The sequence below is a fragment of the Belnapia rosea genome, from assembly GCF_900101615.1.
Classification (GTDB): domain Bacteria; phylum Pseudomonadota; class Alphaproteobacteria; order Acetobacterales; family Acetobacteraceae; genus Belnapia; species Belnapia rosea.
In genome coordinates this window covers 47,918-70,180 of the sequence record NZ_FMZX01000012.1, presented here as the reverse complement: position 1 = coordinate 70,180, position 22,263 = coordinate 47,918, and the positions used below count along the sequence as shown (strand labels likewise).

At 70.6% G+C, this 22,263-nt stretch carries 21 protein-coding genes; 8 read left to right on the top strand and 13 right to left on the bottom strand.

Features of this window, described 5'->3' with window-relative positions; translation table 11 throughout:
- Nucleotides 1-3 precede the first annotated feature (3 nt).
- The 4 genes from BLR02_RS18415 to BLR02_RS18400 form a co-directional block, all read right to left on the bottom strand.
- A complete protein-coding gene (locus BLR02_RS18415; RefSeq protein WP_090664200.1) occupies nt 4-969 on the bottom strand; it encodes a tripartite tricarboxylate transporter substrate binding protein in 966 nt (321 codons plus the stop codon).
- Nucleotides 970-1,030: 61 nt separating this feature from the next.
- Entirely contained in the window at nt 1,031-2,011 is a 981-nt protein-coding gene (locus tag BLR02_RS18410; RefSeq protein WP_090566331.1) for a Bug family tripartite tricarboxylate transporter substrate binding protein, read from the bottom strand.
- Nucleotides 2,012-2,163: 152 nt separating this feature from the next.
- A complete protein-coding gene (locus BLR02_RS29595) occupies nt 2,164-2,520 on the bottom strand; it encodes a hypothetical protein (protein WP_090664199.1) in 357 nt (118 codons plus the stop codon).
- Nucleotides 2,521-2,615: 95 nt separating this feature from the next.
- Nucleotides 2,616-3,392, bottom strand: a complete 777-nt coding sequence (locus BLR02_RS18400) for an enoyl-CoA hydratase (protein ID WP_090664198.1) — start codon at nt 3,390-3,392, stop codon at nt 2,616-2,618.
- Between the two features lie 61 nt (nt 3,393-3,453).
- Here BLR02_RS18400 and BLR02_RS18395 point away from each other — a divergent pair, with 61 nt between their 5' ends.
- Both BLR02_RS18395 and BLR02_RS18390 read left to right on the top strand, forming a co-directional pair.
- Nucleotides 3,454-4,644: a CaiB/BaiF CoA transferase family protein gene (locus tag BLR02_RS18395; RefSeq protein ID WP_090664197.1), complete on the top strand. Its 1,191-nt coding sequence runs from the start codon at nt 3,454-3,456 to the stop codon at nt 4,642-4,644.
- A 72-nt stretch (nt 4,645-4,716) separates the two neighbouring features.
- On the top strand, nt 4,717-5,895 hold the full coding sequence (locus BLR02_RS18390) for a mandelate racemase/muconate lactonizing enzyme family protein (protein ID WP_090566343.1): 1,179 nt from the start codon (nt 4,717-4,719) through the stop codon (nt 5,893-5,895).
- Between the two features lie 22 nt (nt 5,896-5,917).
- Here BLR02_RS18390 and BLR02_RS18385 read toward each other — a convergent pair whose 3' ends face one another.
- Together BLR02_RS18385 and BLR02_RS18380 are read right to left on the bottom strand one after the other, a co-directional pair.
- Complete coding sequence (locus tag BLR02_RS18385; RefSeq protein WP_090566345.1) at nt 5,918-6,958, bottom strand: WD40 repeat domain-containing protein; 1,041 nt, start codon at nt 6,956-6,958, stop codon at nt 5,918-5,920.
- Nucleotides 6,955-7,974 carry a CobW family GTP-binding protein gene (locus BLR02_RS18380; protein WP_090566351.1) on the bottom strand — a complete coding sequence of 340 codons (1,020 nt, stop codon included), beginning with the start codon at nt 7,972-7,974 and terminating at the stop codon, nt 6,955-6,957. The genes BLR02_RS18385 and BLR02_RS18380 overlap by 4 nt, the downstream gene beginning before the upstream one ends.
- Nucleotides 7,975-8,149: 175 nt before the next feature.
- On the opposite strand from BLR02_RS18380, the gene BLR02_RS18375 reads away from it, so the two are divergent.
- On the top strand, nt 8,150-8,902 hold the full coding sequence (locus BLR02_RS18375; RefSeq protein WP_245704845.1) for a carbonic anhydrase: 753 nt from the start codon (nt 8,150-8,152) through the stop codon (nt 8,900-8,902).
- A 21-nt stretch (nt 8,903-8,923) separates the two neighbouring features.
- Here the strand turns inward: BLR02_RS18375 and BLR02_RS18370 are convergent, their stop codons facing one another.
- Both BLR02_RS18370 and BLR02_RS18365 read right to left on the bottom strand, forming a co-directional pair.
- Nucleotides 8,924-9,697, bottom strand: coding sequence for a PleD family two-component system response regulator (locus BLR02_RS18370; protein WP_090664196.1), 774 nt, complete (start codon nt 9,695-9,697; stop codon nt 8,924-8,926).
- 5 nt (nt 9,698-9,702) lie between these two features.
- A complete protein-coding gene (locus BLR02_RS18365; RefSeq protein WP_090664242.1) occupies nt 9,703-11,025 on the bottom strand; it encodes an aspartate aminotransferase family protein in 1,323 nt (440 codons plus the stop codon).
- Nucleotides 11,026-11,196: 171 nt separating this feature from the next.
- Between BLR02_RS18365 and BLR02_RS18360 the strand changes: the two genes are divergently transcribed.
- Entirely contained in the window at nt 11,197-11,865 is a 669-nt protein-coding gene (locus BLR02_RS18360; RefSeq protein WP_090664241.1) for a glutathione S-transferase, read from the top strand.
- Complete coding sequence (locus BLR02_RS18355; protein ID WP_090664195.1) at nt 11,862-12,605, top strand: FkbM family methyltransferase; 744 nt, start codon at nt 11,862-11,864, stop codon at nt 12,603-12,605. The genes BLR02_RS18360 and BLR02_RS18355 overlap by 4 nt, the downstream gene beginning before the upstream one ends.
- Here the strand turns inward: BLR02_RS18355 and BLR02_RS18350 are convergent.
- On the bottom strand, nt 12,595-13,674 hold the full coding sequence (locus tag BLR02_RS18350) for a calcium:proton antiporter (RefSeq protein ID WP_090664194.1): 1,080 nt from the start codon (nt 13,672-13,674) through the stop codon (nt 12,595-12,597). The two genes, BLR02_RS18355 and BLR02_RS18350, sit on opposite strands and share 11 nt — an antisense overlap.
- Nucleotides 13,674-14,405 (bottom strand): aspartate/glutamate racemase family protein, encoded by a 732-nt coding sequence (locus tag BLR02_RS18345; RefSeq protein ID WP_176849662.1) that lies wholly within the window; start codon nt 14,403-14,405, stop codon nt 13,674-13,676. The genes BLR02_RS18350 and BLR02_RS18345 overlap by 1 nt, the downstream gene beginning before the upstream one ends.
- Before the next feature lie 629 nt (nt 14,406-15,034).
- Between BLR02_RS18345 and BLR02_RS18335 the strand changes: the two genes are divergently transcribed.
- A complete protein-coding gene (locus BLR02_RS18335) occupies nt 15,035-15,457 on the top strand; it encodes a DUF3775 domain-containing protein (RefSeq protein ID WP_090566367.1) in 423 nt (140 codons plus the stop codon).
- 89 nt (nt 15,458-15,546) lie between these two features.
- Here the strand turns inward: BLR02_RS18335 and BLR02_RS18330 are convergent, their stop codons facing one another.
- Both BLR02_RS18330 and BLR02_RS18325 read right to left on the bottom strand, forming a co-directional pair.
- Complete coding sequence (locus BLR02_RS18330; RefSeq protein WP_090566370.1) at nt 15,547-16,281, bottom strand: DUF1194 domain-containing protein; 735 nt, start codon at nt 16,279-16,281, stop codon at nt 15,547-15,549.
- An 81-nt stretch (nt 16,282-16,362) separates the two neighbouring features.
- Nucleotides 16,363-17,535, bottom strand: a complete 1,173-nt coding sequence (locus BLR02_RS18325; RefSeq protein ID WP_090664192.1) for a DegT/DnrJ/EryC1/StrS family aminotransferase — start codon at nt 17,533-17,535, stop codon at nt 16,363-16,365.
- 188 nt (nt 17,536-17,723) lie between these two features.
- On the opposite strand from BLR02_RS18325, the gene BLR02_RS18320 reads away from it, so the two are divergent.
- Both BLR02_RS18320 and BLR02_RS18315 read left to right on the top strand, forming a co-directional pair.
- A complete protein-coding gene (locus tag BLR02_RS18320) occupies nt 17,724-19,253 on the top strand; it encodes an MDR family MFS transporter (RefSeq protein ID WP_090566598.1) in 1,530 nt (509 codons plus the stop codon).
- A 70-nt stretch (nt 19,254-19,323) separates the two neighbouring features.
- On the top strand, nt 19,324-20,286 hold the full coding sequence (locus tag BLR02_RS18315; protein ID WP_090566376.1) for a Gfo/Idh/MocA family protein: 963 nt from the start codon (nt 19,324-19,326) through the stop codon (nt 20,284-20,286).
- 9 nt (nt 20,287-20,295) lie between these two features.
- Here the strand turns inward: BLR02_RS18315 and BLR02_RS18310 are convergent, their stop codons facing one another.
- Complete coding sequence (locus tag BLR02_RS18310; RefSeq protein WP_090664191.1) at nt 20,296-22,257, bottom strand: polysaccharide biosynthesis protein; 1,962 nt, start codon at nt 22,255-22,257, stop codon at nt 20,296-20,298.
- Nucleotides 22,258-22,263 lie beyond the last annotated feature (6 nt).

The window sequence follows — 22,263 nt, the reverse complement described above, 5'->3', positions numbered from 1 at the left end:
GTCCTATCCCGCCCGCGCCCCGGTCGCCCGAAGGATCGGTGCCCATTTCGCCGCCTCGGCGGCGATGAAGCGGCGGGCCTCCTCCGGGCCACCGGCCAATGGCTCGATCCCCGCCTCGGCATAGCGGGCCTGGACGGCGGGCTCGGCCAGCACCCCGGCAATGGCGGCGGCGAGGCGCTCAAGCACCGGGCGGGGCGTGCCGGCGGGTGCCTGCAGCGATTGCCAGGAGGAGGCGGCATATCCCACCACGCCGGATTCGGCGAGAGTCGGCAGCCCCGGCAGCAGGCGGGAGCGGCGAGCGGTGGTCACCGCCAGGGCCCGGATCCTGCCCTCGCGGTCGAGCGGCGCCAGCAGCGTCTGGCTGTCGATCATCATCTCGGCGCGGCCGGCGACGAGGTCCGTCACCGCCTGGGGGGTGCCGCGATAGGTCACCACGGTGAACGCCACCCCCGCCCGCGACTTCAGCAATTCGCCCGCGAGATGCGAGGCCGCGCCGATGCCGGTGGTGGCGAAATTCACCGCATCGCCACGGGCCCGCAGCCAGGCGAGCAGCCCAGGCACATCCATGGCCGGTACGGTGGGATGCACCGCCACCACGAAGGGCTGGTCGCCGAGCAGCGCGACGGGGGCGAAATCCGCCAGGGGGTCGAAGCCGAGATCGGGGTAGAGCGGCGCCAGGACGGCATGCGCGGCGCCCGACAGGAGCAAGGTATGGCCGTCCGGCGCCGCCCGCGCCACGGCTCGCGCGCCGATGGAGGAGCCGGCGCCGGGGAGGTTTTCCACCACCACCGTCTGGCCAAGGTGCCGGCCCATCGGCTCCGCCAGGATGCGCGCGACCACATCGATGATGCCGCCGGCGGCGAAGGGGACGACAAGGCGGATCGGCCGGGTGGGAAAGTCCTGGGCGATGGCAGGGGTGATGTCAGGGGCGGCGAGCAGTGGCGAGAGCAGCAGGGCGCGGCGCAACATGGAGGCATCTCCGGGCGGATGCGCCCATGCTGCACCGCGTAAGCCAGGGTGGCGAGGTGGGCTACTCGATGCGGATGCCGGCCTGCCGGATCAGGGTACCGTAGCGCTCGGCATCGCGGGCCAGCAGGGCGGCGGCATCCTCGCTGCTGCCGCCGCCGGGAATGAAGCCCGCATCCCGGATTCGCGGGCGCAGCACCGGGTCGGCCAGGGCGGTGTTCAGCGCCGCGTTCCACCGCATGCGAACCGGTGCCGGCAGGCCGGCCGGGCCCATCAGCATGTACCAGACATTGGCGTCGAAGCCGGGGAAGCCGCTCTCGGCGACGGTTGGCAGGTCGGGCAGCCAGTCGATGCGCTCGGGCATGGTGGTGGCCAGGGCGCGGACACGCTCGGCGCGGATATGCGGCAGGTAGGTGGGGAAGGTGTCGATGGCGAGGTCGATACGGCCGGCCAGGATCTCGTTCACCGCCTGGCCGGTGCCACGGAAGGGCACATGCGTCATGCGGATGCCGGCCGCCATCGACAACAACTCGGCAGCCAGGTGCTGCTGCGTCGCCACGCCGGAGGAGGAGTAGTTCAGCCCGCCCGGATTCTCCCGGGCCCGCGCGATCAGGCCGCCGAGGTCCCGCGCCGGGGAGGTGGTGGGCACCACCGCAACCAGCGGCACCGTAGCGGCCAAGCCGATCGCGGCCTGGTCGCGGTGGATGTCGAAGGGGGGTGGGGTCATCTGCGGCGGCACGACGGCGGAGGCGCTGACGGTGCTCATATAGACCACATGACCATCGGGCGCCGCGCGGCTGCCGGCCAGGGCCGCAATGGTGCCGCTGGCGCCGGGCCGGTTCTCGACCGCAATGCCTTGGCCGAGCGCTGCCTGGAGCGCCGGTGCCAGCAGGCGGGCGATGATGTCGGTGCCGCCGCCCGGCGCGAAGCCGACCAGCATGGTGATGGGGCGGCTCGGCTCCCAACCCGGTTGGGCGCAGGCTGGGCGCGTGCGAAGCGCGGGCAGGGCGAGGGGCGTGGCCAATAGGCTGCGGCGGGTCGGCATAGCGGTTCCTCCGTGCTTGGCGCGGCGAGCCGCGCCATCCTTGCCTAGCCTAGGACGATGACAAGAATCAGCCGGGAGAAAAGCTGCCGGGCATGACAAAGGGCCGGCCCCATGGGGACCGGCCCTCGATCAGCTTGCCTGGCGCTGGACGATCAGCCACCGCCACCGCTTTGCGGGTTGTTGCTGGTGCCACCACCACCGGGGCCCGAGCCCGGACGGATCGCGCCGCCCGGGGTCAGTGGGCTGCCGCCGGTGCCGGCGCCGAGGCCGGGCGGGTTTGCCATGCCCGGAGGCGGGGCGCCACGACCGGACGGCATGACGCCCGGCGAGGCATTGCCGGGGGCGCCGGGGCCGGTGGCGACACCTCCACCCGGCAGGGGAAGCGTGCCCGGCGCGTTGGGGGTGGCATTGGGGTTGGTGGTCTGGGTCCGGGTCTGGGCCTGTGCCTCGACGAGGCTGACGGTGGCGAGGCCGGCCAGGGCTGCCGTGAACATGGCGATGCGTCGCATGCGCTCTCTCCTCATGACTTTGTTGTTGAGGAAACAGCGCAACCAGAGCGCTCCGGTTCATGTCACATAGACGATACACTTGAAGCGCGGCAGAACTAGCGCCCCGTCCAGCTTGCCGGCCGCCGCGCAAGGAAGCTTTCGACCCCTTCCTGGAAGTCGCGGCTGGTGAAGCACATGGTCACCAGGTCGTCCCCGTTCACCTGTCGCGCCGCAAGACGGAGGCGCCGCATCGCCTCCTTCGTCGCGCGGAGGGTCAGCGGCGCATGGCCGGCGATGGTGCGGGCCAGCGCCTCCGCCCGGGCTTGCAGCGCCGCATGGTCGGGCAGGATCTCGGAGACGAGGCCCATCGCCCGCGCCTCCTCCGCCTCGACGAGGCGGGCAGTGTAGACGAGGTCGAGCACGCGGGCCGGGCCGATCAATGCGGCGAGCCGGCCGTAATTCGCCATGGACAGGCAATTGCCGAGGGTCTTGGCGATGGGAAAGCCGAAGCGGGCATTGGCGGCCGCGATGCGGAGGTCGCAGACCGCGGCGATGGCGGCGCCGCCTCCGGTCGCCGCGCCGGCGATGGCGGCGATGGTCGGCTTCGGGCATTCCTCGAGCGCGACCAGCACGCGGTCGATCCGCTCCTCATAGGCCAGCGCGTCCTCCGGCGTGCGGAATTCGCGGAACTGGCTGATATCGGTGCCGGCGGCGAAGGCCTTCTCGCCGGCGCCGGTGATGACGAGGACCTTGAGCGCGGCGTCGTCGGCGGCGCCGGCGGCGATCTCGCGCAGGCGCTCATACATCGGGAAGGTCAGCGCGTTGCGGGCCTGGGGCCGGTTCAGCGTGACGAAGCCGATGCCGTCGCGGATCTCGTAGAGCAGCTCATCCATGGACTTGCCTCCCGGGCGGGTTCGCAGCAAGGCTAACCCTCTCTGGAGGAGCCTCCAACTCATGCTGCCACCATCCGACCTGCCATTGTCCCGCTTTACCGTCCTCGACCTCACCCGCGTCCGCTCCGGCCCGACCTGCGTGCGCCAGCTGGCGGATTGGGGGGCCAATGTCATCAAGATCGAGGCGCCGGACGAGATCGATACCGGCAAGGGAATGGGTGGCGAGCGGCATGGGCCGGATTTCCAGCATGTGCATCGCAACAAGCGCGGCATCACCATCAACCTGAAGAGCCCGGATGGCCTGGCGCTGTTCAAGCGGCTGGTCGAGAAGGCCGATGTGGTGGTCGAGAATTACCGGCCGGACGTGAAGACCCGCCTCGGCATCGACTACGCGGCGCTTTCGGCGGTCAACCCACGCATCGTGCTCGGCTCCATCAGCGGGTTCGGGCAGACCGGGCCCTATGCGCGGCGCCCGGGCTTCGACCAGATCGCCCAGGGGATGGGCGGGCTGATGAGCGTGACCGGCCTGCCGGGCCAGGGGCCGGTGCGCGTCGGCATCCCCGTCGCCGACCTGACGGCCGGGCTCTACACCGCGCTCGGCATCATGGTGGCGCTGCTGGAGCGGGAGCAGACGGGCCGGGGCCGCTGGGTGCATACCAGTTTATTGGAAGCCATGGTCGCCATGATGGATTTCCAGGCGACGCGCTGGACGATGAAGCATGAGGTGCCGAAGCAGGCCGGCAACGACCACCCGACCACGGTGCCAACCGGGCTGTTCCACACCAAGGACGGCATGATCAACCTGGCGGGCGGCGGGCAGGAGATGTGGCGGCGCATCGTCGAGACGCTGGGCCTCGTCGAGGAAGCGGCGGCCGACCCGGATTTCGCCACCGACAAGTCGCGTGCCGCGAACCGGGCCAAGACCAACGCCCTGCTGCAGAAGGCGCTGCTCGAGGATACCAGCGCGAACTGGATCGAGCGGCTGAACAGGGCGGGCGTGCCGAGCGGCCCGGTCTATTCCATGGACCAGGTCTTCGCCGACCAGCAGGTGCAGCATCTTGGCCTCGAATGGGCGGTGCCGCACCCGGTGCTCGGCGAGGTGAAGCTGGTGCGGGCGCCGATGAATCTCGACGGGGTGGAGCCGCCGCGCCGGCCGACGCCGGAACGGGGGGAGCATACCGCCGAGGTGCTGGCGGAATTCGGCATCGGCGAGGCGGAGCTGGCGAGGTTGCGGGAGGCGGGGGCGGTGTAATCGCCCGGCCGGGACGCTATCCTCCGCGGCACGGGCAGCATGCCCTTGCCCCTATGGAAAGACCCCTGGCTGATGCGTATCACTTCCGTCCGCGATGCGGTGGCGCCGATCAGCAGCGCCATCGCCAACGCCTATATCGACTTCTCGAAGATGACGGCCTCGGTCGTCGCGGTCACCGTGGAGGATGGCGCCGGACGCAGCGCCACCGGCTACGGCTTCAACAGCAATGGCCGCTACGCCCAGCAGGGGCTGCTGCGCGAGCGCTTCATCCCCCGCCTACTGGAGGCGCCGGAGGCGGCGCTCGTCCATGCCGATGGCGGCTTCGAGCCGGCTGGGGGCTGGGCGGCGATGATGCGGAACGAGAAGCCGGGCGGGCATGGCGAGCGCAGTGTCGCGGTCGGCACGCTCGACATGGCGCTGTGGGACGCGGCGGCGAAGCTGGCGGAGAAGCCGCTGTGGCGGCTGCTGGCCGACCGCTATCGCGGTGGCGAGGCGGATGAGAGCGCCTGGATCTACGCGGCCGGCGGCTACTACTACCCGGGCAAGGGCGAGGCGGCGCTGGTCGAGGAGATGCAGCGCTATCTCGATCTCGGCTACAGCGTGGTGAAGATGAAGATCGGCGGCGCGCCGGGAACCCCGCTGCGCGATGCGTTGAAGGAGGATGTCGGCCGCATCGAGGCGGTGCTGAAGCTGCTCGGCGGTGACGGCTCGCGCCTCTGCGTCGATGTGAACGGGCGCTTCGGCCTGCATGCGGCGCTCGCCTATGGCGCGGCGCTCGAGCCTTATAAGCTGCGCTGGTACGAGGAGCCGCTGGACCCGCTCGACTACGCCACGCATGCGACGCTGGCCGAGCATTACCGCGGCCCGATCGCCACCGGCGAGAACCTCTTCTCCATGGTCGATGCACGCAACCTGATCCGCCATGGCGGGCTGAGGCCGGACCGCGACATCCTGCAATTCGACCCGGTGCTGTCCTACGGCCTGGTCGAATACCTGCGGACGCTGGCGATGCTGCAGGAGCACGGCTGGTCGCCGCGGCGCTGCGTGCCGCATGGCGGGCACCAATTCGCCTTGAACATCGCGACCGGCCTCGGCCTCGGCGGCAACGAGAGCTATCCGGAGGTCTTCGCGCCCTTCGGCGGCTTCGCCGACAGCACGCCGGTGCAGGACAGCCGCATCCGCATGCCGGACGTGCCGGGCATCGGCTTCGAGGCCAAATCGGCGCTATGGGCGGTGATGAAGGGGCTGTAGGCAACCCCTTCGACCGCGCATTTCAGCGGCGGCTGAGATCGACCAGGCCGGCGAAGCCTTCCTCGGTGCCGAAGGCGAGCATGGAGCCGGCGGCGTTCCAGCCGAGGGCGGAGATACCGCCGCGGCCCGGCGGCGCCACCGGTACCACCTTGCCCGAGGCGATCTCGGCGATGAGCACGAGGCCATCGGCGAAGCCCGCGGCCACCACTTCATGCTGCGGGTGGCAGGCGACGGCGCTGCACAGCACGCCGTCGCCGCCGGCCAGCTCGGTCGGCGCCTTGCCCATCGGGCCGCCGCCGAAGAAGGGCCAGATCACCACGCTGTCGGCGCCGCTCGTCGCCAGCCAGCGGCCGCGCGCGGTGAAGTCGAGGAAGCGCGTCTTCGACGGGTAGCCGGACATCCGCATGTGCTGGCTGTCGGTGAGGCGCCAGCCATGCAGGGCGTTCTCCTGCATGGCCGTCACCACATGGGTGCCGTCCGGGCTGAAGGCGATGGCGGCATGGCTGCCCTTCCATTCCAGCACCCGCGGCTTGTCCTCCTTCGCGGCGACGAACCAGAGGCTCGCGCCGTTGTAGTGGCTGGCGGCGACGCGCTTGCCCTTGGCATCGAAGGCGATGCCGCCGACCGAGCTTGGGTGGGTCAGCGTCTTGAGCTTGTCGCCCTTGGCGTCGAACAGGTGGAGCTGCTTGCCGACCGAGGCGGCGCGGAGGCCGCTTTCATGCGCGGCAACATGTTCGACCCATTTCATCGCACCGAGCGAGGCGATCTCCGCCACCGCGCCATCGGTGCCGGTATGGACGAGGCGGCCATCATCGCCGCCCGTGAGGAAGCCAGCCTTCGCGTCGGCTACGAGGGAGAGCACGCCGCCGTCATGCGCCTCGGCGGCCCGCCACTCGCCGCCGCCCGGCGGCGCGAGGCGCACCGTTCCGTCGCCGAGGCCGAAGCCGCAGCTGCCATCCTTAGCAAAGGCCAAGCCGATGACCCAGGCGCCGAGCTCCTGCGAGGTGCCGCGCGCGGAGAGCAGAAAGTCGGCGTCGCTCACCTCTGCCCCTTGGTCGCTCATACCGGGCTCCAGCGCGCCACCTCGGCCTCGGCCTTGGCGCCGTCCTCGACCTGGCAGGATTCGAAGCCGCGGCGGAGCATCGGTCGGTTCAGGTCACGGCCGATGAAGACGATCTTGGAGCGGCGCGGGTCGCCCTCCTTCCAGGGCCCGATATAGTCGCCATCGGCGATCATGTGGACGGCCTGGAAGGCGAAGCGGCGGTCGTCGCCCTGGTAGTGCAGGATGCCCTTGGTCCGCAGCAGGTCCTGGCCCTTCTGGGCCAGAAGCTGGGTGATCCAGGCATTGAAGCGCTCCGGGTCGATCGGGCGGCTGACCTCGAAGCTGACCGACATCACGTCGCCATCGTGGTCGTGCTCGTTCTCGCCAGAGAGGAATTCCGGCTCGCGCTCCAGGATGCGGGCGAGGTTGAAGGCGTCGCGGCCGAGCACGGCATCGATCGGCACGTCGGATTTCGTGCTGCGGCGGATCTCGGCATAGCGGTTAATGGCGCGGATGCGGCGCTCGACCTCCGCGGCCTCCTCCTCGCTCACCAGGTCCATCTTGTTCAGGACGATGATGTCGGCGAAGGCGATCTGTTCCACCGCCTCCTTGCTGTCGGCGAGGCGGGCGGGGAGGTTCTTGGCATCCACCACGGTGACGATGGCGTCGAGCTTCGTCGCGCGCTTCACATCCTCATCGGCGAAGAAGGTCTGGGCCACGGGGGCCGGGTCGGCGAGGCCCGTCGTCTCGACGATGATGCCGTCGAACCTGCCGCGGCGCTTCATCAGCCCGTTTATGATGCGGATCAGGTCGCCGCGCACGGTGCAGCAGATGCAGCCGTTGTTCATCTCGAAGACTTCCTCGTCGGTATCGACGACGAGGTCGTTGTCCACGCCGAGCTCGCCGAACTCGTTGATCACCACGGCGAATTTACGGCCGTGATTTTCGCTGAGGATGCGGTTCAGCAGGGTGGTCTTGCCGGCGCCGAGATAGCCGGTCAGCACGGTGACGGGAACGGGTGAGGTGGCGTCGCTCATCGGGGGCTCCGCGAAAGGGGAGGGGGATCTTGGCCGCGAATATGGGGCGGCGGGGGCCGGAGGGCAAAGGGGGCTGGAAGCTGGACGGTGCGGCTGAACGACCAGCTTGCTCCTGCGTCTCATGGTCTCGGTCCTGCCGGGCGGATGGGGCCGCAACGCCACGGGAGGGAATGCCATGCCAACCACACCATGCGGCTGCTGCGGCAGCCTGATGCCGCATCGGGGACCAGAACGCCATCCGGGCCGCCGGGCCCTGGTCGCCGGGCTGCTCGCGGCCCCGGCGGTGGCGCCATGGCGCGGCGCCCACGCGGCCGACCCCGTGCCAAGGACCAGCCTCACCTCCGAGGAGGCGCTCCGGATCCTCAAGGAGGGCAATGACCGCTTCGTGACCGAGGCGCCTTTCCGGAACGTCCCGGGTCGGGAGCGGCGGGTGGAACTCGCTCGTGGCCAGGCACCCTTCTGCGTGCTGGTCGGCTGCTCCGACAGCCGGGTGCCGCCGGAATTGCTGTTCGGACGCGGCCTGGGGGAGCTCTTCATCATCCGCAATGCCGGCAACACCGTCGATACGGCGGCGCTCGGCAGCGTCGAATACGGGGTGGGGGTGCTGGGCTGCCCGCTGATCGTCGTGCTCGGGCATGAGGCCTGTGGGGCGGTGGCCGCGGCGGTGGAGGTGGTGGAGCGGAATGCAACCTTCCCTGGCGTGATCGGCGAGATGATCCAGCCCATCGTCCCGGCCGTGCTGGCCGTGCGGAGCGAAGGCGGCAGCCTGGTCGAGAATGCGGTGCGGGCGAATGCGCGGCGGGTGGCGGCGCGGCTGAAGACCCAAAGCGTGATCCTGCAGGAGGCCGTGCGCGCTGGCCGGCTGAAGGTGGTTGCCGCCCGCTACGACCTCGATGATGGGGATGTGGACTGGATGGAGGACGTCTGAGCCCGAGGACGGGCCAGGTCCTCAGCCCCGGCGCAGCGCCATCTTGGCGGCGACGGAAGCGGCGATCAGCGGCTGCAGCAGCACCGGGCGGCGGTCGGGCTTGGCCTCGATCGCCCGCGCAGCGGCCGCTGCGGCCTTGGCGCCGACGGAGTCGAAGGCGCGCGCGGCCTGGGCGGCGGCGGCCTGCACATCCGGCAGGGCCGGCAGGCTGCGCAGCCGGACGACGCAGGCAGCCGCCTCGTCGAGCGCGGCGCGGTCGCGGATGCGGCGGCCTTCCTGGCCGAATTCCGCCAGCAATTCCTCCCGGCGGAGGGCATCGAGCGGCTCGGCCGGGCTGCGGGCGACGACCACGCGCCGCAATGCCGCCTCCAGCGCCTCAGGCGAGAGGGGGCGTGAGACCAGCGCGTCGAAGCCGGCCTCCTGGCAAGCCGGTTCCAGCCCGCGCTCCTGCTGCCCGGCCATGGCGACCATGGCGAGGCGCGAGAGCGGCGGCGGCCAAGCGCGCAGGCGCTTCACCGCCTCGAAGCGGCGGGCGCCGGGGCAGGTGAGCTCCTGCACCACCACATCGACCAGGATGCGGCTGAGCATCTCCGTCGCTTCCGGCCAGCTGGCCGCCAGCAGGCAGCGATGCCCGGCAGCCTCCAGCCCGGCGCGGAGCTGGGCTGTATCCGAGGCCGCGGTGCCGGCCAGGAGGATGGTGAGCGGCCGGACCCGCGGGTCACCCGCCCCCGGACGCCCGAGGCCGAGCAGGACCGCGGCCGAGAGCGTCGGGAAGGCGGGGGAGGGGCTGGCCATGCCGGCTAGGCAGCTTCCGCCCGGATGGCGTCGGCGAGGGTGCCGTAAAGCCGATCCACATGCGGCTTCTCGATGATGAGCGGGGGCGAGAGGGCGATGATGTCGCCGGTCACCCGCACCAGCACCCCCTTGTCGAAGCAGCGGCGGAAGACCTCCGTCCCGCGCTGGCCTGGCTTGCCGGGCCGCGGTGCCAGCTCGATGCCGGCGATCAGGCCGAAATCGCGGATATCGACGACATTCGGCAGACCCTTCAGGCTATGCGTCGCCTCCTGCCAGAGCGGCTCGATGGCGCGGGCCCGGCCCGGCAGGTCCTCGGCGCGGTGCAGCTCCATGGTGGCGATGGCCGCCGCCGCCGCGAGGGGGTGGCCGGAATAGGTGTAGCCGTGGAAGAGCTCGATTCCCGCCGGGGCATTGTCCACCACGGCGTCGTAGACGGCGTTCTTCACCGCGACCGCGCCCATCGGCACGGCGGCGTTGGTCAGGCCCTTGGCCATGGTCATGATGTCGGGCGTCACGCCCAGCCGCTCCGCACCGAAATTGGTGCCGATGCGGCCGAAGCCGGTGATGACCTCGTCGAAAATGAGCAGGATGCCGTGCTTGTCGCAGATGGCGCGCAGCCGCTCGAGATAGCCGCGCGGCGGCACCAGCACGCCGGTGGAGCCGGCGACGGGCTCCACCATGACGGCTGCGATGGTTTCGGCGCCGTGCAGGGCAACGAGGGCCTCCAGCGCATCGGCGCGCTCGGCGCCATGCTCGGGCAGGCCGCGGGCGAAGAGATTGGCCTCGATCCCATGGGTGTGGGGCAGGTGGTCGACATAGGGGAGCAGGGCGCCGAACTGCTTGCGGTTGCCGCCGATGCCGCCCACCGACATGCCGCCGAAGCCGACGCCGTGATAGCCGCGCTCGCGCCCGATCAGGCGCACGCGGCTGCTCTCGCCGCGGGCCCTGTGATAGGCGAGGGCGATCTTGAGGGCGGTGTCGGCGCTCTCCGAGCCGCTATTGGTGAAGAAGATGCGGTCCATCCCCTCCGGCGTCAGCTCGGCGATGCGCGCCGCCGCCTCGAAGGCGATGGGGTGGCCGAGCTGGAAGGTGGGGGCGTAGTCGAGGATAGCCGCCTGCTGCTGGATCGCTTCCTTGATCTCGCGCCGGCCATGGCCCGCGTTGCAGCACCAGAGCCCGGCCGTGCCGTCCAGGATCTCCTGCCCATCGGCGGTGTGGTAGAACATCCCCTCGGCCCGGGCGAGCAGGCGGGGGTTCGACTTGAAATACCGGTTGTCCGAGAAGGGCATCCAATAGGCGTCCAGATTGTTGGGACGCGGCACGTTCATCTCATTCATCGCGCAGGCTCCGGGCGGATGCCGCCCATGCTAGGCTCCGTGCGGCGGGAACGAAAGACCACGGGTGGCGGGCGGCATGGCCTCTTGACCGCGGAGGCAGGGCTCGACGAGACATTCCGGTCTGCGACATCCCTGGCCCGCATGACCATGAAGGAGCGAACCATGCCCGAAGGCCGCCTCGTCATCGGCAGCAAGCGCTACTCCTCCTGGAGCCTGCGCGGATGGCTTGCCGTCCGCCTCGCCGGCCTCGATGTGGAGGAGGTGATGATCGCGCTCGGCGAGACGCCTTCGGAGGCGATCCGGGCGGCGACGCCAGCGGGGCTAGTCCCCTATCTCGAGCATCGGGGTGCCAAGGTCTGGGAGAGCATCGCCATCGCCGAATACTGCGCCGAGCATGCGCCGGGCCTCTGGCCGGCCGACCCGGTGCTGCGGGCCCATGCGCGCTCCATCGCCGCCGAGATGCATGCGAGCTTCCGCGGCCTGCGCCAGGCCATGCCGATGAATCTCGGCCGCGACTTCACCGGTGGCGGCCGCACGCCGGAGGCGCTGGCCGACATCGCGCGGATCGAGGCGATCTGGCGCGAGGCGCGGACCCTCTCGGGCGGACCCTTCCTGGGTGGCGCCGGATTCGGCCTTGTCGATGCGATGTATGCGCCGGTCGTCACCCGCTTCCTCACCTGGGCGCCGGAACTGGCAGCAGAGACACGGGACTACATGGCCATGGTCCGCGCCCATCCGCTGATGGAGCGCTGGTATGCGGAGGCCGCGGCGGAACCCGCCGCCTGGAGGCTCGACAAGTACGAGAACCCGCCGCTGGCGCCCCAGGGATGACCTCGCCCCTCGGGCGGAGCCTGCGGATCTACTACGCGCCCGGCCGTGCGGCGGCGCTGGATGCCTTCCATCGGCGCTTCCTCCGGCCGGGCGAGCTCGGCTTCGATATCGGCGCCCATGTCGGCGACCGGGTGGCGAGCTTCCGCCGGCTCGGCGCCCGGGCGGTGGCGGTGGAGCCGCAGCCGCGCTTCGCCCGCCTGTTGCGGCTGCTGTTCGGGCGGGATGCGGGGGTCGCGCGCGTCGCGGCGCTGGTCGGGGCGGCGCCGGGCGAGGCGGTGCTGCGGCTGAACCGGGCCAACCCGACCGTGGCGACGGCGAGCGAGGAGTTCATCGCCGCTGCCGATGGTGCGCCAGGCTGGGAGGGCCAGCACTGGGACGCGGCGCTCACCCTGCCGGTGACGACGCTCGACGCCCTGGCCGCCGCGCATGGCCGGCCGGACTTCGTCAAGATCGATGTCGAGGGCCATGAGGCGGCGGCGCTGGCCGGGCTCAGCGCCGCGCCGCGCGGCCTTTCCTTCGAATTCACCACCATCCAGCGGGAGGTGGCGCTGGCCTGCCTCCACCGACTGGCCAGGCTCGGCTACCGGCATTTCAATGCCTGCCTCGGCGAGAGCATGCACTTCGCCCATGCCTCGCCCATTGGCGACACGGCGATGGCCGGCTGGGTCGAGGCCCTGCCGGCCGAGGCCAATAGCGGTGATGTCTATGCCAGCCTGGAGCCGGCACGGCTCACGGGCTGAAGATCAGCACGAGGAAGACGGCGAAGAGTGTCAGGTGCACGGCGCCCTCGAGTGTCGTCGTCCGCGGCCGCGAGAAGGTGAGGGCAGCGAGGATCAGCGTCGTCGTCAGCAGCACCATATTCGCCGGCTCGAGGCCGAGCACCACGCGCTGGCCGGTCAGCAGCCCGATCACCAGTACCGCCGGCACCGTCAGCCCGAGCGTCGAGGTCGCGGCGCCAAGGCAGAGGTTGACCGCGCGGGTGAGCTGGTTGGCGGCGATCGCGCGCAGCGCCGAGATGCCCTCCGGCGTGAAGACCACCATGGCGATGAGCACGCCGCCGAGCGCCGGCGGTGCGCCAAGCTCGGCGATGCCGTAATCGAGCACCTTGGCCAGGCTCTTCGCCAGGATGACGATGGGCAGGATGTTCGCCAGCAGCAGCCCGATATGCGGCAGCACGGCGCCACCCTTCGGCTGTGGTGGGATGTCCTCCGGTACCTCTTCGGCGTCCATGAAATGGCCGCGGTGCCGCCCCGTCTGCAGCATGATGAAGATGCCGTAGAGCGCCACGGTGAAGAGCGAGAAGAAGCCCGCCTGCAGCACGGTGAGGGTGCCGTCGGCGGTGGAGGTGGTGAAATTCGGCAGCACCAGCGCGATGATGGTCAGCGGTATGATGACCGAGAGATAGGCGGCCGCGCCGCGCAGGTTGTGGCTCTGCTCATGATGCCGCTGTCCGCCGAGCAGCAGGCCGAGCCCGACCACGCCATTCAGCACGATCATCAGCACGGCGAACATGGTGTCCCGCCCAAGGGTCGGCGCCTCCTGCGCGCTCAGCATCACGGCGGCGATCAGCGCGACCTCGATGATGACGATGGAGAGCGTCAGGATCAGCGTGCCATAGGGCTCGCCCAGCATATGGGCCAGCTCCTCCGCCTCATGCACCACGCCGAAGGCGAGCCAGACGATGACGCCGAGCAGCCAGGCGAAGAGCAGGCCGGCCATGAGGGGATCGGAAAGGTCGCCAAGCCAGCCACCGCCGAAAAGCTGGAAGGCGCCAACGCTGCCCCAGCCCGCCACCAACCGCAGCACCATCAGGCCCGCCCCGCATACAGGCTGGTGACGGCGGAGTCGTAGCCGGTGAGCTTCCGCTCCTGCCGTCGCTGGCCGTGCGGCGCCAGCCCTGCCAACGCCACGGCGAGGCGGATCGCGGCCTGGGTACCATCGATCAGCGGCCTCGGGACATGAGGCTGCAGCACCGGCGCCAGCCCGGCAAGGGGGCCGCCGGCGAGGATCACCGCCTCGGCGCCATCCTGTTCCACAGCCTCCTGGCAGAGGCCGATCAGCAATTCGCGCCGTTCCTCGGCGACGCGGCCGGGATCGCCGTTGAAGGGCGGGCCCATGCGGAAGCCGCAGCAGCGGCTGCGCAGGCCGTGATGGTCCAGGCAATCCTCGAACATCGGGCGGAGCGCGGCGGTAAAGCTCACCACGGCGAAGCGGCGGCCGAGCATGGCGGCGGCGTGGAAGGCTGCCTCCGAAATGCCGAGAACGGGAACATCGAGCAGCTCCTTGGCGGCATCCAGGCCGGGATCGCCGAAGCAGGCGATCACCGCAGCGTCGTAGCTGCCACGGCGGGCCGAAAGGGCAGCGAGGGTGGCCGGACCAGCGACGAGCCAATCGGCCCTGGTCACGATGAGGGGAAGGCCGAAGGGCGCGGAAACCGCCTCGATCACGGTGCCGGCAGGCGCCACGGCCCCAGCAGCGGCGGCAATCCGGGCGGTGACGCTGTCGGTGGTGTTGCTGTTAACGATCAGGATACGGGTCATGTGGGGGAACATAGCCCGATTTGGCCTGAACGCCTTGTCCACCCCCGGTGCTGGCCCGTCTCAGCTGCGGCGGACCGGCCCGACCGCCAGCCAGCCGGTGCCGACCGGGATGGCGAAGAGCGGCGTCGTGGCGCAGGTGTAGAAAGCCTGGCTGAGGCTCGCCACCGGCTCTGCGACCGGGGCCGCTTCAATATGGTTCCGGCGGTGCGGTCGCCGCGGACGCGCCCGATTCTGGTGCCGTTGCATCGCAACCCGTCCAAGCAGCACATTTGCCGCCGGGGAAGCGCCGCAGCCGAGGCTGGGCGATACCAGCGACGGGGCCTCGAGTTCCGGTGGCGCTGCATGCGCCGACGGGGAGAGGATGCAACCGGCTGCCAGCAGGGCCAGGGGGAGGGCTGTGCGAAGCGAAGGAAGGCGTTTCAGATCCATGGGTTGGGGGCTCCCATTGCCGGCCCGTCTCAAGGAAGCGAGCCATATCTCCCGAACGTCGATATCTCCTGCCTGTTCCATCCCGTATCGGTGTGGTGTGGCGTCGCCCTCGCCAGGGAACCGATGCCGGTCCCGGCTCTTATCGGGTCCGTCGCAGCCATTGACGGCTACGGCAGGCCTGCAAGGGGACCAGGGACGCGATGGCACCGCCGACTGACGATGACGAGGTTGATCTGGGCATCAGCCTCGAAACCGTGGCCACGGTCGTGGACCAGGCCCGGGCGATCCAGGGGACCGAGGAATCGGACCCGGAGCAATTGTCGGAGGATGACGACAGCGAAGCCGCGCTGTTGCAGGAAGATCCGGACGATATGACCGAGGAGACGCTCATCGCCTTCATCGATGGGCTGAATCAGGATGAGCAGGCGGCGCTCATCGCCCTTGCCTGGACAGGGCGAGGTGATTACGGGCCCGAGGATTGGGACGAGGCGGTCCGCCTCGCCATCGAACGCAACGAGCAGATGGGAGCAGGCACCTATCTGTTGCAGATGGACATGCTGGGTGACCTGCTGGCCGAGGGCGTCGCGGCCTTCGGCCTGTCGATCGAGGATATCGAACGCTAGGGCATTGCAGGACCTCGTCGCTGCCATCCGTGGACGAGCCTGCGAGATACGTCCGCAGGCCCTTCCAGCCTTCAACGATCACGCTCCGATCAGCCGGCAGGCGTGGCAGGCAATGCGGCGATCTCGCGGATGAGCTTCCGCTTCACCGCATTGCCGAAGCTCTGGAAGTCCTCCGCCACGACGACGAAGGCGCCAGGACCGCCGATCACGTTCTCGCGGTAATACTCGTCGAGCGGCACCGGCGGCATGCGGCCAAAGGTCGGTCGGTCATTGACGATGGGCAGGCCGTTGATGGTGATGCCCTCGGCCACCACCCGGTCCCGCGCCATCTCGACGGGGCCGCCGCTGTTGTTGACCCCATCGCCGGAGACATCGATGACCCGCCGCGTCGCCTCGAAGGGGGCGTCATTCAGGACCTTCAGCGAGAAGTCCAGCGCGCCCGAGATCGATGTCCAGGAGAGGGAGGCGCGCGGCGCCTCGGCCAGGCGTTCCGCCCAGCCCTGGGCGTCGGCGGCGCTGGCGATGCGTGTCCAGGGCAGGACCAGGCGCTGGTACTCGCCCCCGGCCCATTCGACATAGGCAAGGCCGATGGCGCCCATCATGCCGCCGCGAATGGCCTCGACCACCACCGGGTCGGAAACGGCGTTGCGGTAGCCTTCGCGCTGCAGCCGGGCCTCATCCTCGTCGACCGAGCGGGAGACATCGACGGCAAGGACCAGCAGCACATCCACCGGTTCGCCTTCTGCCCGGGCGAGGCGCGGGGCAAGGGCGGCCGCGGCCAGGAGCGAGCGGCGGCCGAGCCGAACGGGGGTGGAGTCCGGCACGACCGTAGCCTCCCTGACGCTGGACCGTCATGGAAGCGCGACCGGGGCCGACGGTTCAAGCAGGAACCGCCGGCGCAACCATCAAAGCCCGGCCATCACCGCGGCGGCAACACGGCGGGTCTCCTCCTCGGTGAGGTAGGGATGCATCGGCAGGGAGAGCACCTGATGGCAGAGCCGCTCGCTCACCGGCAGCGGGGGCGGCCCGGACTTGTCCGCCTGGGCGATACCGCCCGCATGGGCCGCGGCATAGGCCGGCTGGTGGTGCAGCGGCTTCGGGTAGTAGATCGCAGAAGGGATGCCGGCGGCCCTCATGCTCTCCTGCACCCGGCCCCGCGCAGCGGCATCGGGCAGGAGGATGGTGTAGATGCCCCAGGCGCTGCTGACGCCCTCCGGCACCTTCGGCGTGCGGACGCGGCCGCCGAGCGCGGCCTCGTACCAGGCGGCGGCGCGGGCGCGGGACTTCAGCTCGCCCTCCAGGAGCGGCAGCTTGGCGAGCAGGATGGCGGCCTGGATGGAATCGAGCCGGCCGTTCATGCCGGTGCGCTGCACCTCGTAGCGGGTCTTGCCCTCGCCATGGGTGCGAAGCGAGCGGTAGAGCTCCGCCCGGTCGGCGTCATTGGTGAGGATGGCGCCGCCATCGCCGTAACAGCCAAGGGTCTTGGTCGGGTAGAAGCTGAGCGCCGTGGCATGGGCATGGGTACCGAGGCGCCGGTTGCCGAGCGCGCCGCCGAAGGCCTGGGCGGCATCGTCGAGGGCGAACATGCCATGCTTCGCGCAGAGCGCCTCGATCGCCGGCCAATCGGCCGGCAGGCCGTAGAGGTCGACGCCGATGACGGCGCGGGGGCGAAGGCGGCCCTCCTTCTGGACCAGGGCGAGGCGGCGCTCCAGGTCGGCGAGGTCGATGTTGAAGCTGCCCTCCTCGACATCGACGAAGACCGGCGTGGCCCCGAGCACCAGCGGCACCTCGGCGGTCGCCGTGTAGGTGAAGGCGGGGAGGAAGACGGCATCACCAGGGCCGATACCCTCGGCCATCATGGCGATCTGCAGCGCATCCGTGCCGGAGGAGACACCGACCGCATGAGCCGCGCCGGCGAAGGCGGCGAGCCCGGCCTCGATCTGGTCGACCTCGGGGCCCTGGATGAAGCGGCCGTGATCGAGGATGCGCGCGATGCCGGCATCGATCTCGGCCCGGATCAGCGCCTGCTGGGCCTTCATGTCGAAGAAGGCGATGGGGCGGGGTTCGGCTGTGCTCATGCTGGGGGATTAGACCGGAGGGACGGGCAGGACAAATCACCGAGCGTATCGCGGTGCAACACCGGTTCCATATCCGCTCCGGCACATGGGGCAGGACGGTGCCGCGTGGCATCCGCCGGAACCGCGTCGAAGGAACCCGCTTGAAGGCCGGGGCCCATCCCGGCCGAGGAGACGCTGTGAGCACCGTGATCCGCAATGAGTCCGCCGCGCCGGATGCGACCCCGTCGGCCCCGGCGGTACGGCTGCGGACGGTGCTGTCCGGCGCGCTGCTGTCGATGATGCTGGCGGCGCTCGACCAGAACATCGTCAACACGGCCCTGCCGCGCATGGTGGGTGAGCTGGGCGGGATGGCGCATCTCTCCTGGGTCGTCACCGCCTTCATGCTGACCTCGACGACCACGACCCCGCTCTACGGCAAGCTGTCCGACCTTTACGGGCGGCGGCAGCTCTTCTTCGTGGCGATCTCGCTTTTCCTGGTTGGTTCGCTGCTGTGCGGCGTGGCGCAATCGATGGGGCAGCTCATCGCCTTCCGGGCACTACAGGGGTTGGGCGCGGGCGGGCTGATGGTGCTCGCCCAGGCGGTGATCGGCGATGTCGTCCCGCCCCGGCAGCGGCCGCGCTACCAGGGGCTGTTCACCGGGGTCTTTGCCCTGTCGAGCGTCGCCGGCCCGCTGCTGGGCGGGGTGATCACCTCGGCGCTGTCCTGGCGCTGGGTCTTCTACGTGAACCTGCCGATCGGGCTGCTGGCGCTGGTGATGATCGCCATCGGGCTGAAGAACCCGCCGCCAGGGCAGGCGCGCCCGGTCGATTACCTCGGCGCCCTGCTGCTGGCCGGGGCGACGGCCGCGCTGCTGCTGCTGCTGGCCTGGGGCGGGACGGAATTCGCCTGGGCCTCGCTCGACACGCTAGCGCTGGTGCTGGGGACGGTGCTGCTGATCGGCCTCTTCCTGTGGTGGGAGCTGCGGGCGCCGGAGCCGCTGATCCGGCTGGCTCTGTTCCGCAATGCCATTTTTGCCCGGGGTGTCGCGGTCGGCGGGATGATGACCTTCGCCATGCTGGGCTCCACCGTCTTCCTGCCGCTCTATTTCCAGCTGGTGCTGGGGATGAGCCCGGCTGTGGCCGGCATGATGATGCTGCCGCAGGTGGTCGGGATGGTGCTGAGCTCCGTCATCGGCGGGCGGATCGTCTCCCGGCTTGGGCGGAACAAGCCGTTTCTTCTGGCGGCGCTCGGGCTGGAGGCGGCGGCGCTGGCGAGCCTGGGCCTCTTCGCCTGGATCGGTGCGAGCCCGGCGGCCTTCCTGGTCTCGATGGGTGCGCTCGGGCTCGGGATGGGCATGGGCATGCCGAACCTGACCACCGCCGTGCAGAATGCCGTGGTGCATCGGGAGCTGGGGGCAGCGACGGGGGCGATGGCCTTCGTCCGGTCGCTCGGCGGGGCGGTCGGCGTCGCCGCCTCGGGGACGATCATGGCCTCGCGGCTTTCGGTGGCGCTGGCGGGCGTGGGCAGCACCGGCCTCGATCTCGGCCATCTGGCGCAGCACGGAATCGAGGCGATGGCGGGGATGAGCCCGGCGCAGCAGGCGGCGGTGAGCACGGCCTACCGGACGGCGCTCACCGGCTGCTTCCTGCTCAGCGGCGTGGTGATGACGGTCGCTTTCCTGCTGGTGGTTGGCCTTCCCGAGCGGACGCTCCGCAACGACCTCGGCGACGCGGATTGAGCCGGGCGGGCCAGTGGCCCGCGGCGCGCGTCCGGTCCAGACTCCGGCGAGTCTCATGAGGATCAGTGCCATGCCTACTCCCGTCGCCCTCGGCATCATCGGCTTCGGCATCATGGGCGAGCGGCTGCTACGGGCGGCGCTCGGCCATGCGGCGGAGTCGGTCACGCCGGTCGGGGTCTGGGACCCCTCCCAGGAAGCGCGCGGCCGGCTGGCGGCGGTAACAGGCGAGGTGCCGATGCTCGATTCGGCCCAGGCGGTGATCGCGGCCTGCGACTGCCTCTACATCGCCGCGCCGCCCGCCGCGCATATTCGGCTGGCGGAGGCCGCACTGGCCTCGGGGCGGGCGGTGTTCCTTGAGAAGCCGCTGGCGACCGACCTGGCGGAAGCGCGCCGCTTCGTCGCTCGGGCAGAGGCCGCAGGGGCGCGGGCGGCGGTCAATTTCCCCATGGCATCCTCGCCGGCGGTGCGGCAACTGGCCTCATGGCGGGCGGGAATGAGGCCCGAGGCACTGGAGATCGAGGTGGCCTTCGCCACCTGGCCGCGCGGCTGGCAAAGCGAGGCCGCCGGCTGGCTGGCGCGGCGGGCCGAGGGCGGGTTCACGCGGGAGGTGGTGTCGCATTTCCTCTTCCTCACCCGGCGACAGCTGGGGCCGCTGGTGCTGGAGGAGGCGGCCGTGGACTATCCGCCGGGCGATGCGGCGGAGACGTCGATCCGGGCGCGGCTCAGCGCGGGCGGGGTGCCGGTGCGGCTGACGGGCGGTGTCGGAACGACGGAGAAGGATGACCACAACAGCTGGACGCTGAACGGGGCGATCCGGCTGCGCGACTGGTCCTTCGCCGAGCGGCTCGGCGCGGATGGCATCTGGGCCCAGGCACCGGATGCGCTGCCGAATGAGCGGATGCGGCCGCTGGTGCTGCGCGACCAACTCGCCGGCGTCGCGGCCATGACACGTGGCGAGGAGCACCACCTGGCGACGCTGCGCGAGGCGCTGGACGTGCAGGAGATTGTCGAGGCAATCCTGGCGGCGGGATGAGGCGGCGGCCTACTGCGCCGCCCGCGCCCCTTCGCCATCGGCATTGTGGGTGAATTCTGGCACCAACCGGCCGAGTTGCGCCAGTGCCGCGCGCGTATTGCCCGCGCGGCTGCTGGCCGCGATCTCGTCGATGGCGCGGCCGACCAGGGCCGGGTCGGCGGTGCGTGGCGTCGCCATGAGCAGGCCGCGGAATTCGGTGGGGCGCGGCGGCTCCTGGCCGTGGAACAGCTCCTCATAGAGCTTCTCCCCGGGGCGGAGGCCGGTGAAGCGGATATCGACATCCTCCTCCGGCCGTAGGCCGGCGAGCCGGATCATGCGGCGGGCGAGATCGACGATCTTCACCGGCTTCCCCATGTCGAGGACGAAGATGCCGCCCTCGGCGAGTTCCTTCGGCTGGTCCTCGCGGTCCTCAGCGCCGATGACGCTGGCCTGGAGGACAAGGCCCACCGCCTCGCGCACCGTCATGAAGTAGCGGCGCATGTCCGGATGGGTCACGGTCAGCGGGCCGCCGCGTTCCAGCTGGCGGCGGAAGAGCGGGACGACCGAGCCGGTCGAGCCGAGGACGTTGCCGAAACGGACAGTGACGCAACGCATGCCGCCCGTGGCACGGGCCTCGCGCTCCAGCGCCTGGCAGTACATCTCGGCGAGGCGCTTGCTGGCGCCCATCACGCTGGTCGGGTTCACCGCCTTGTCGGTCGAGATGAAGACCATGGCCTTGCACCCCACCGCGCGGGCGGCATCCGCCACGATCCGGGTGCCGAGCGCATTGGTCTGCAGCCCCTCGAGCGGGTCATTCTCGACCATCGGGACATGCTTCAACGCCGCGGCATGGAAGATGAGCTCGGGGCGAAGCTCCTCCATGAGGCGCCGCATGCGGGACTCGTCGCGGATATCGGCGAGGACGGCGCGGCGGGGCACGTCCGGATGCCGCTCGCGGAGCTCGAGGTCGATCTCGTAGAGGGCGAACTCACCATGGTCGAGCAGGGTGAGCTGGGCCGGGCCGAGGGCGGCGACCTGCCGGGCGAGCTCGCCGCCGATGGTACCGCCGGCGCCCGTGACGAGGACGCGCCGGGCCTGGATCAGGCGGGCCATGCCCTCGCGATCGAGCGGCACCTGCGGGCGGTCGAGCAGATCCTCGATCCGCACCGGGCGGAGCTGCAGCGGCGTCGCCTCCTTGTCGTCCAGCCTCTCCTCCAGCCGGCGCGCGGCGGGGTCGAGGCTGGTGATGGAAGGGGCGCGGCGGACCGGGACGCCATGGCGGTCGGCGGCATCCAGCAGGCGCTCGAGGGCAAGGCCCTGCACATGCGCCGTGGTCAGCACGATGAGGGCGGGCAGGCGGTTCTCGTCCCGCATCCGGTCGAGGACCGCGGGGATCTCGTCCGCCGTGCCGAGGATGGGGTGGCCCTGGATGCGCCGCCCGGCCTGCCGCGAGCGCATGGAGAGGATGCCGACCACGCGGTAGCTTGGGCTGCGCTCCTGCGCCAGGCCGCGAATGAAGAGGTTGGCGCCGTCGCCCGCGCCGACCAGCAGCACGGGCTGAGCGGTGCCGACGCCCTCCGGCCCGCGCCTGCCGTGATGCAGCCGCCCGGCGACGCGGGGCGCGCCCAGGAAGAGGCCGAGGGTCAGCGCATGGATGGCGGGGAAGGCCGGGTTCGGCGGAACCCATCCGCCCACCATGTGCAGCCCACCGGTGAAGAGCAGGGCGCCCAGCAGGGCGGCGACGGCGATGCCGAGAAGGTCCGACAGGCCGGCATAGCGCCAGTATTGCTGCGGCAGCCGCACCGGCAGGCCGGCGGCGAGCAGGGCGAGCGCGGCGCCGGGCAGGGCGAGCAGCCACCAGCGCAGCGATAGCGGCTCTGGCGGCCAGGCGCCCGGATTGGCCAGCAGGATCGCCACAGGCAGGGCGAGACAAGCCAGCAAGCTGTCGAGCAGCAGGTTCAGGAGGATGCGATGAGGCGCGCGGCGGGCCATTGCGCC

Bases quoted from the DNA above. Each gene is read 5' to 3' on its own strand.
- BLR02_RS18335 (WP_090566367.1), top strand. From the start codon at position 15,035: ATGGCACCGCCGACTGACGATGACGAGGTTGATCTGGGCATCAGCCTC.
- BLR02_RS18310 (WP_090664191.1), bottom strand. From the start codon at position 22,257: ATGGCCCGCCGCGCGCCTCATCGCATCCTCCTGAACCTGCTGCTCGAC.
- BLR02_RS18355 (WP_090664195.1), top strand. From the start codon at position 11,862: ATGACCTCGCCCCTCGGGCGGAGCCTGCGGATCTACTACGCGCCCGGC.
- BLR02_RS18390 (WP_090566343.1), top strand. From the start codon at position 4,717: ATGCGTATCACTTCCGTCCGCGATGCGGTGGCGCCGATCAGCAGCGCC.
- BLR02_RS18370 (WP_090664196.1), bottom strand. From the start codon at position 9,697: ATGGCCAGCCCCTCCCCCGCCTTCCCGACGCTCTCGGCCGCGGTCCTG.
- BLR02_RS18350 (WP_090664194.1), bottom strand. From the start codon at position 13,674: ATGGTGCTGCGGTTGGTGGCGGGCTGGGGCAGCGTTGGCGCCTTCCAG.
- BLR02_RS18325 (WP_090664192.1), bottom strand. From the start codon at position 17,535: ATGAGCACAGCCGAACCCCGCCCCATCGCCTTCTTCGACATGAAGGCC.
- BLR02_RS18400 (WP_090664198.1), bottom strand. From the start codon at position 3,392: ATGGATGAGCTGCTCTACGAGATCCGCGACGGCATCGGCTTCGTCACG.
- BLR02_RS18365 (WP_090664242.1), bottom strand. From the start codon at position 11,025: ATGAACGTGCCGCGTCCCAACAATCTGGACGCCTATTGGATGCCCTTC.
- BLR02_RS18385 (WP_090566345.1), bottom strand. From the start codon at position 6,958: ATGAGCGACCAAGGGGCAGAGGTGAGCGACGCCGACTTTCTGCTCTCC.
- BLR02_RS29595 (WP_090664199.1), bottom strand. From the start codon at position 2,520: ATGCGACGCATCGCCATGTTCACGGCAGCCCTGGCCGGCCTCGCCACC.
- BLR02_RS18410 (WP_090566331.1), bottom strand. From the start codon at position 2,011: ATGCCGACCCGCCGCAGCCTATTGGCCACGCCCCTCGCCCTGCCCGCG.
- BLR02_RS18315 (WP_090566376.1), top strand. From the start codon at position 19,324: ATGCCTACTCCCGTCGCCCTCGGCATCATCGGCTTCGGCATCATGGGC.
- BLR02_RS18375 (WP_245704845.1), top strand. From the start codon at position 8,150: ATGCCAACCACACCATGCGGCTGCTGCGGCAGCCTGATGCCGCATCGG.
- BLR02_RS18380 (WP_090566351.1), bottom strand. From the start codon at position 7,974: ATGAGCGACGCCACCTCACCCGTTCCCGTCACCGTGCTGACCGGCTAT.
- BLR02_RS18360 (WP_090664241.1), top strand. From the start codon at position 11,197: ATGCCCGAAGGCCGCCTCGTCATCGGCAGCAAGCGCTACTCCTCCTGG.
- BLR02_RS18345 (WP_176849662.1), bottom strand. From the start codon at position 14,405: ATGACCCGTATCCTGATCGTTAACAGCAACACCACCGACAGCGTCACC.
- BLR02_RS18415 (WP_090664200.1), bottom strand. From the start codon at position 969: ATGTTGCGCCGCGCCCTGCTGCTCTCGCCACTGCTCGCCGCCCCTGAC.
- BLR02_RS18395 (WP_090664197.1), top strand. From the start codon at position 3,454: ATGCTGCCACCATCCGACCTGCCATTGTCCCGCTTTACCGTCCTCGAC.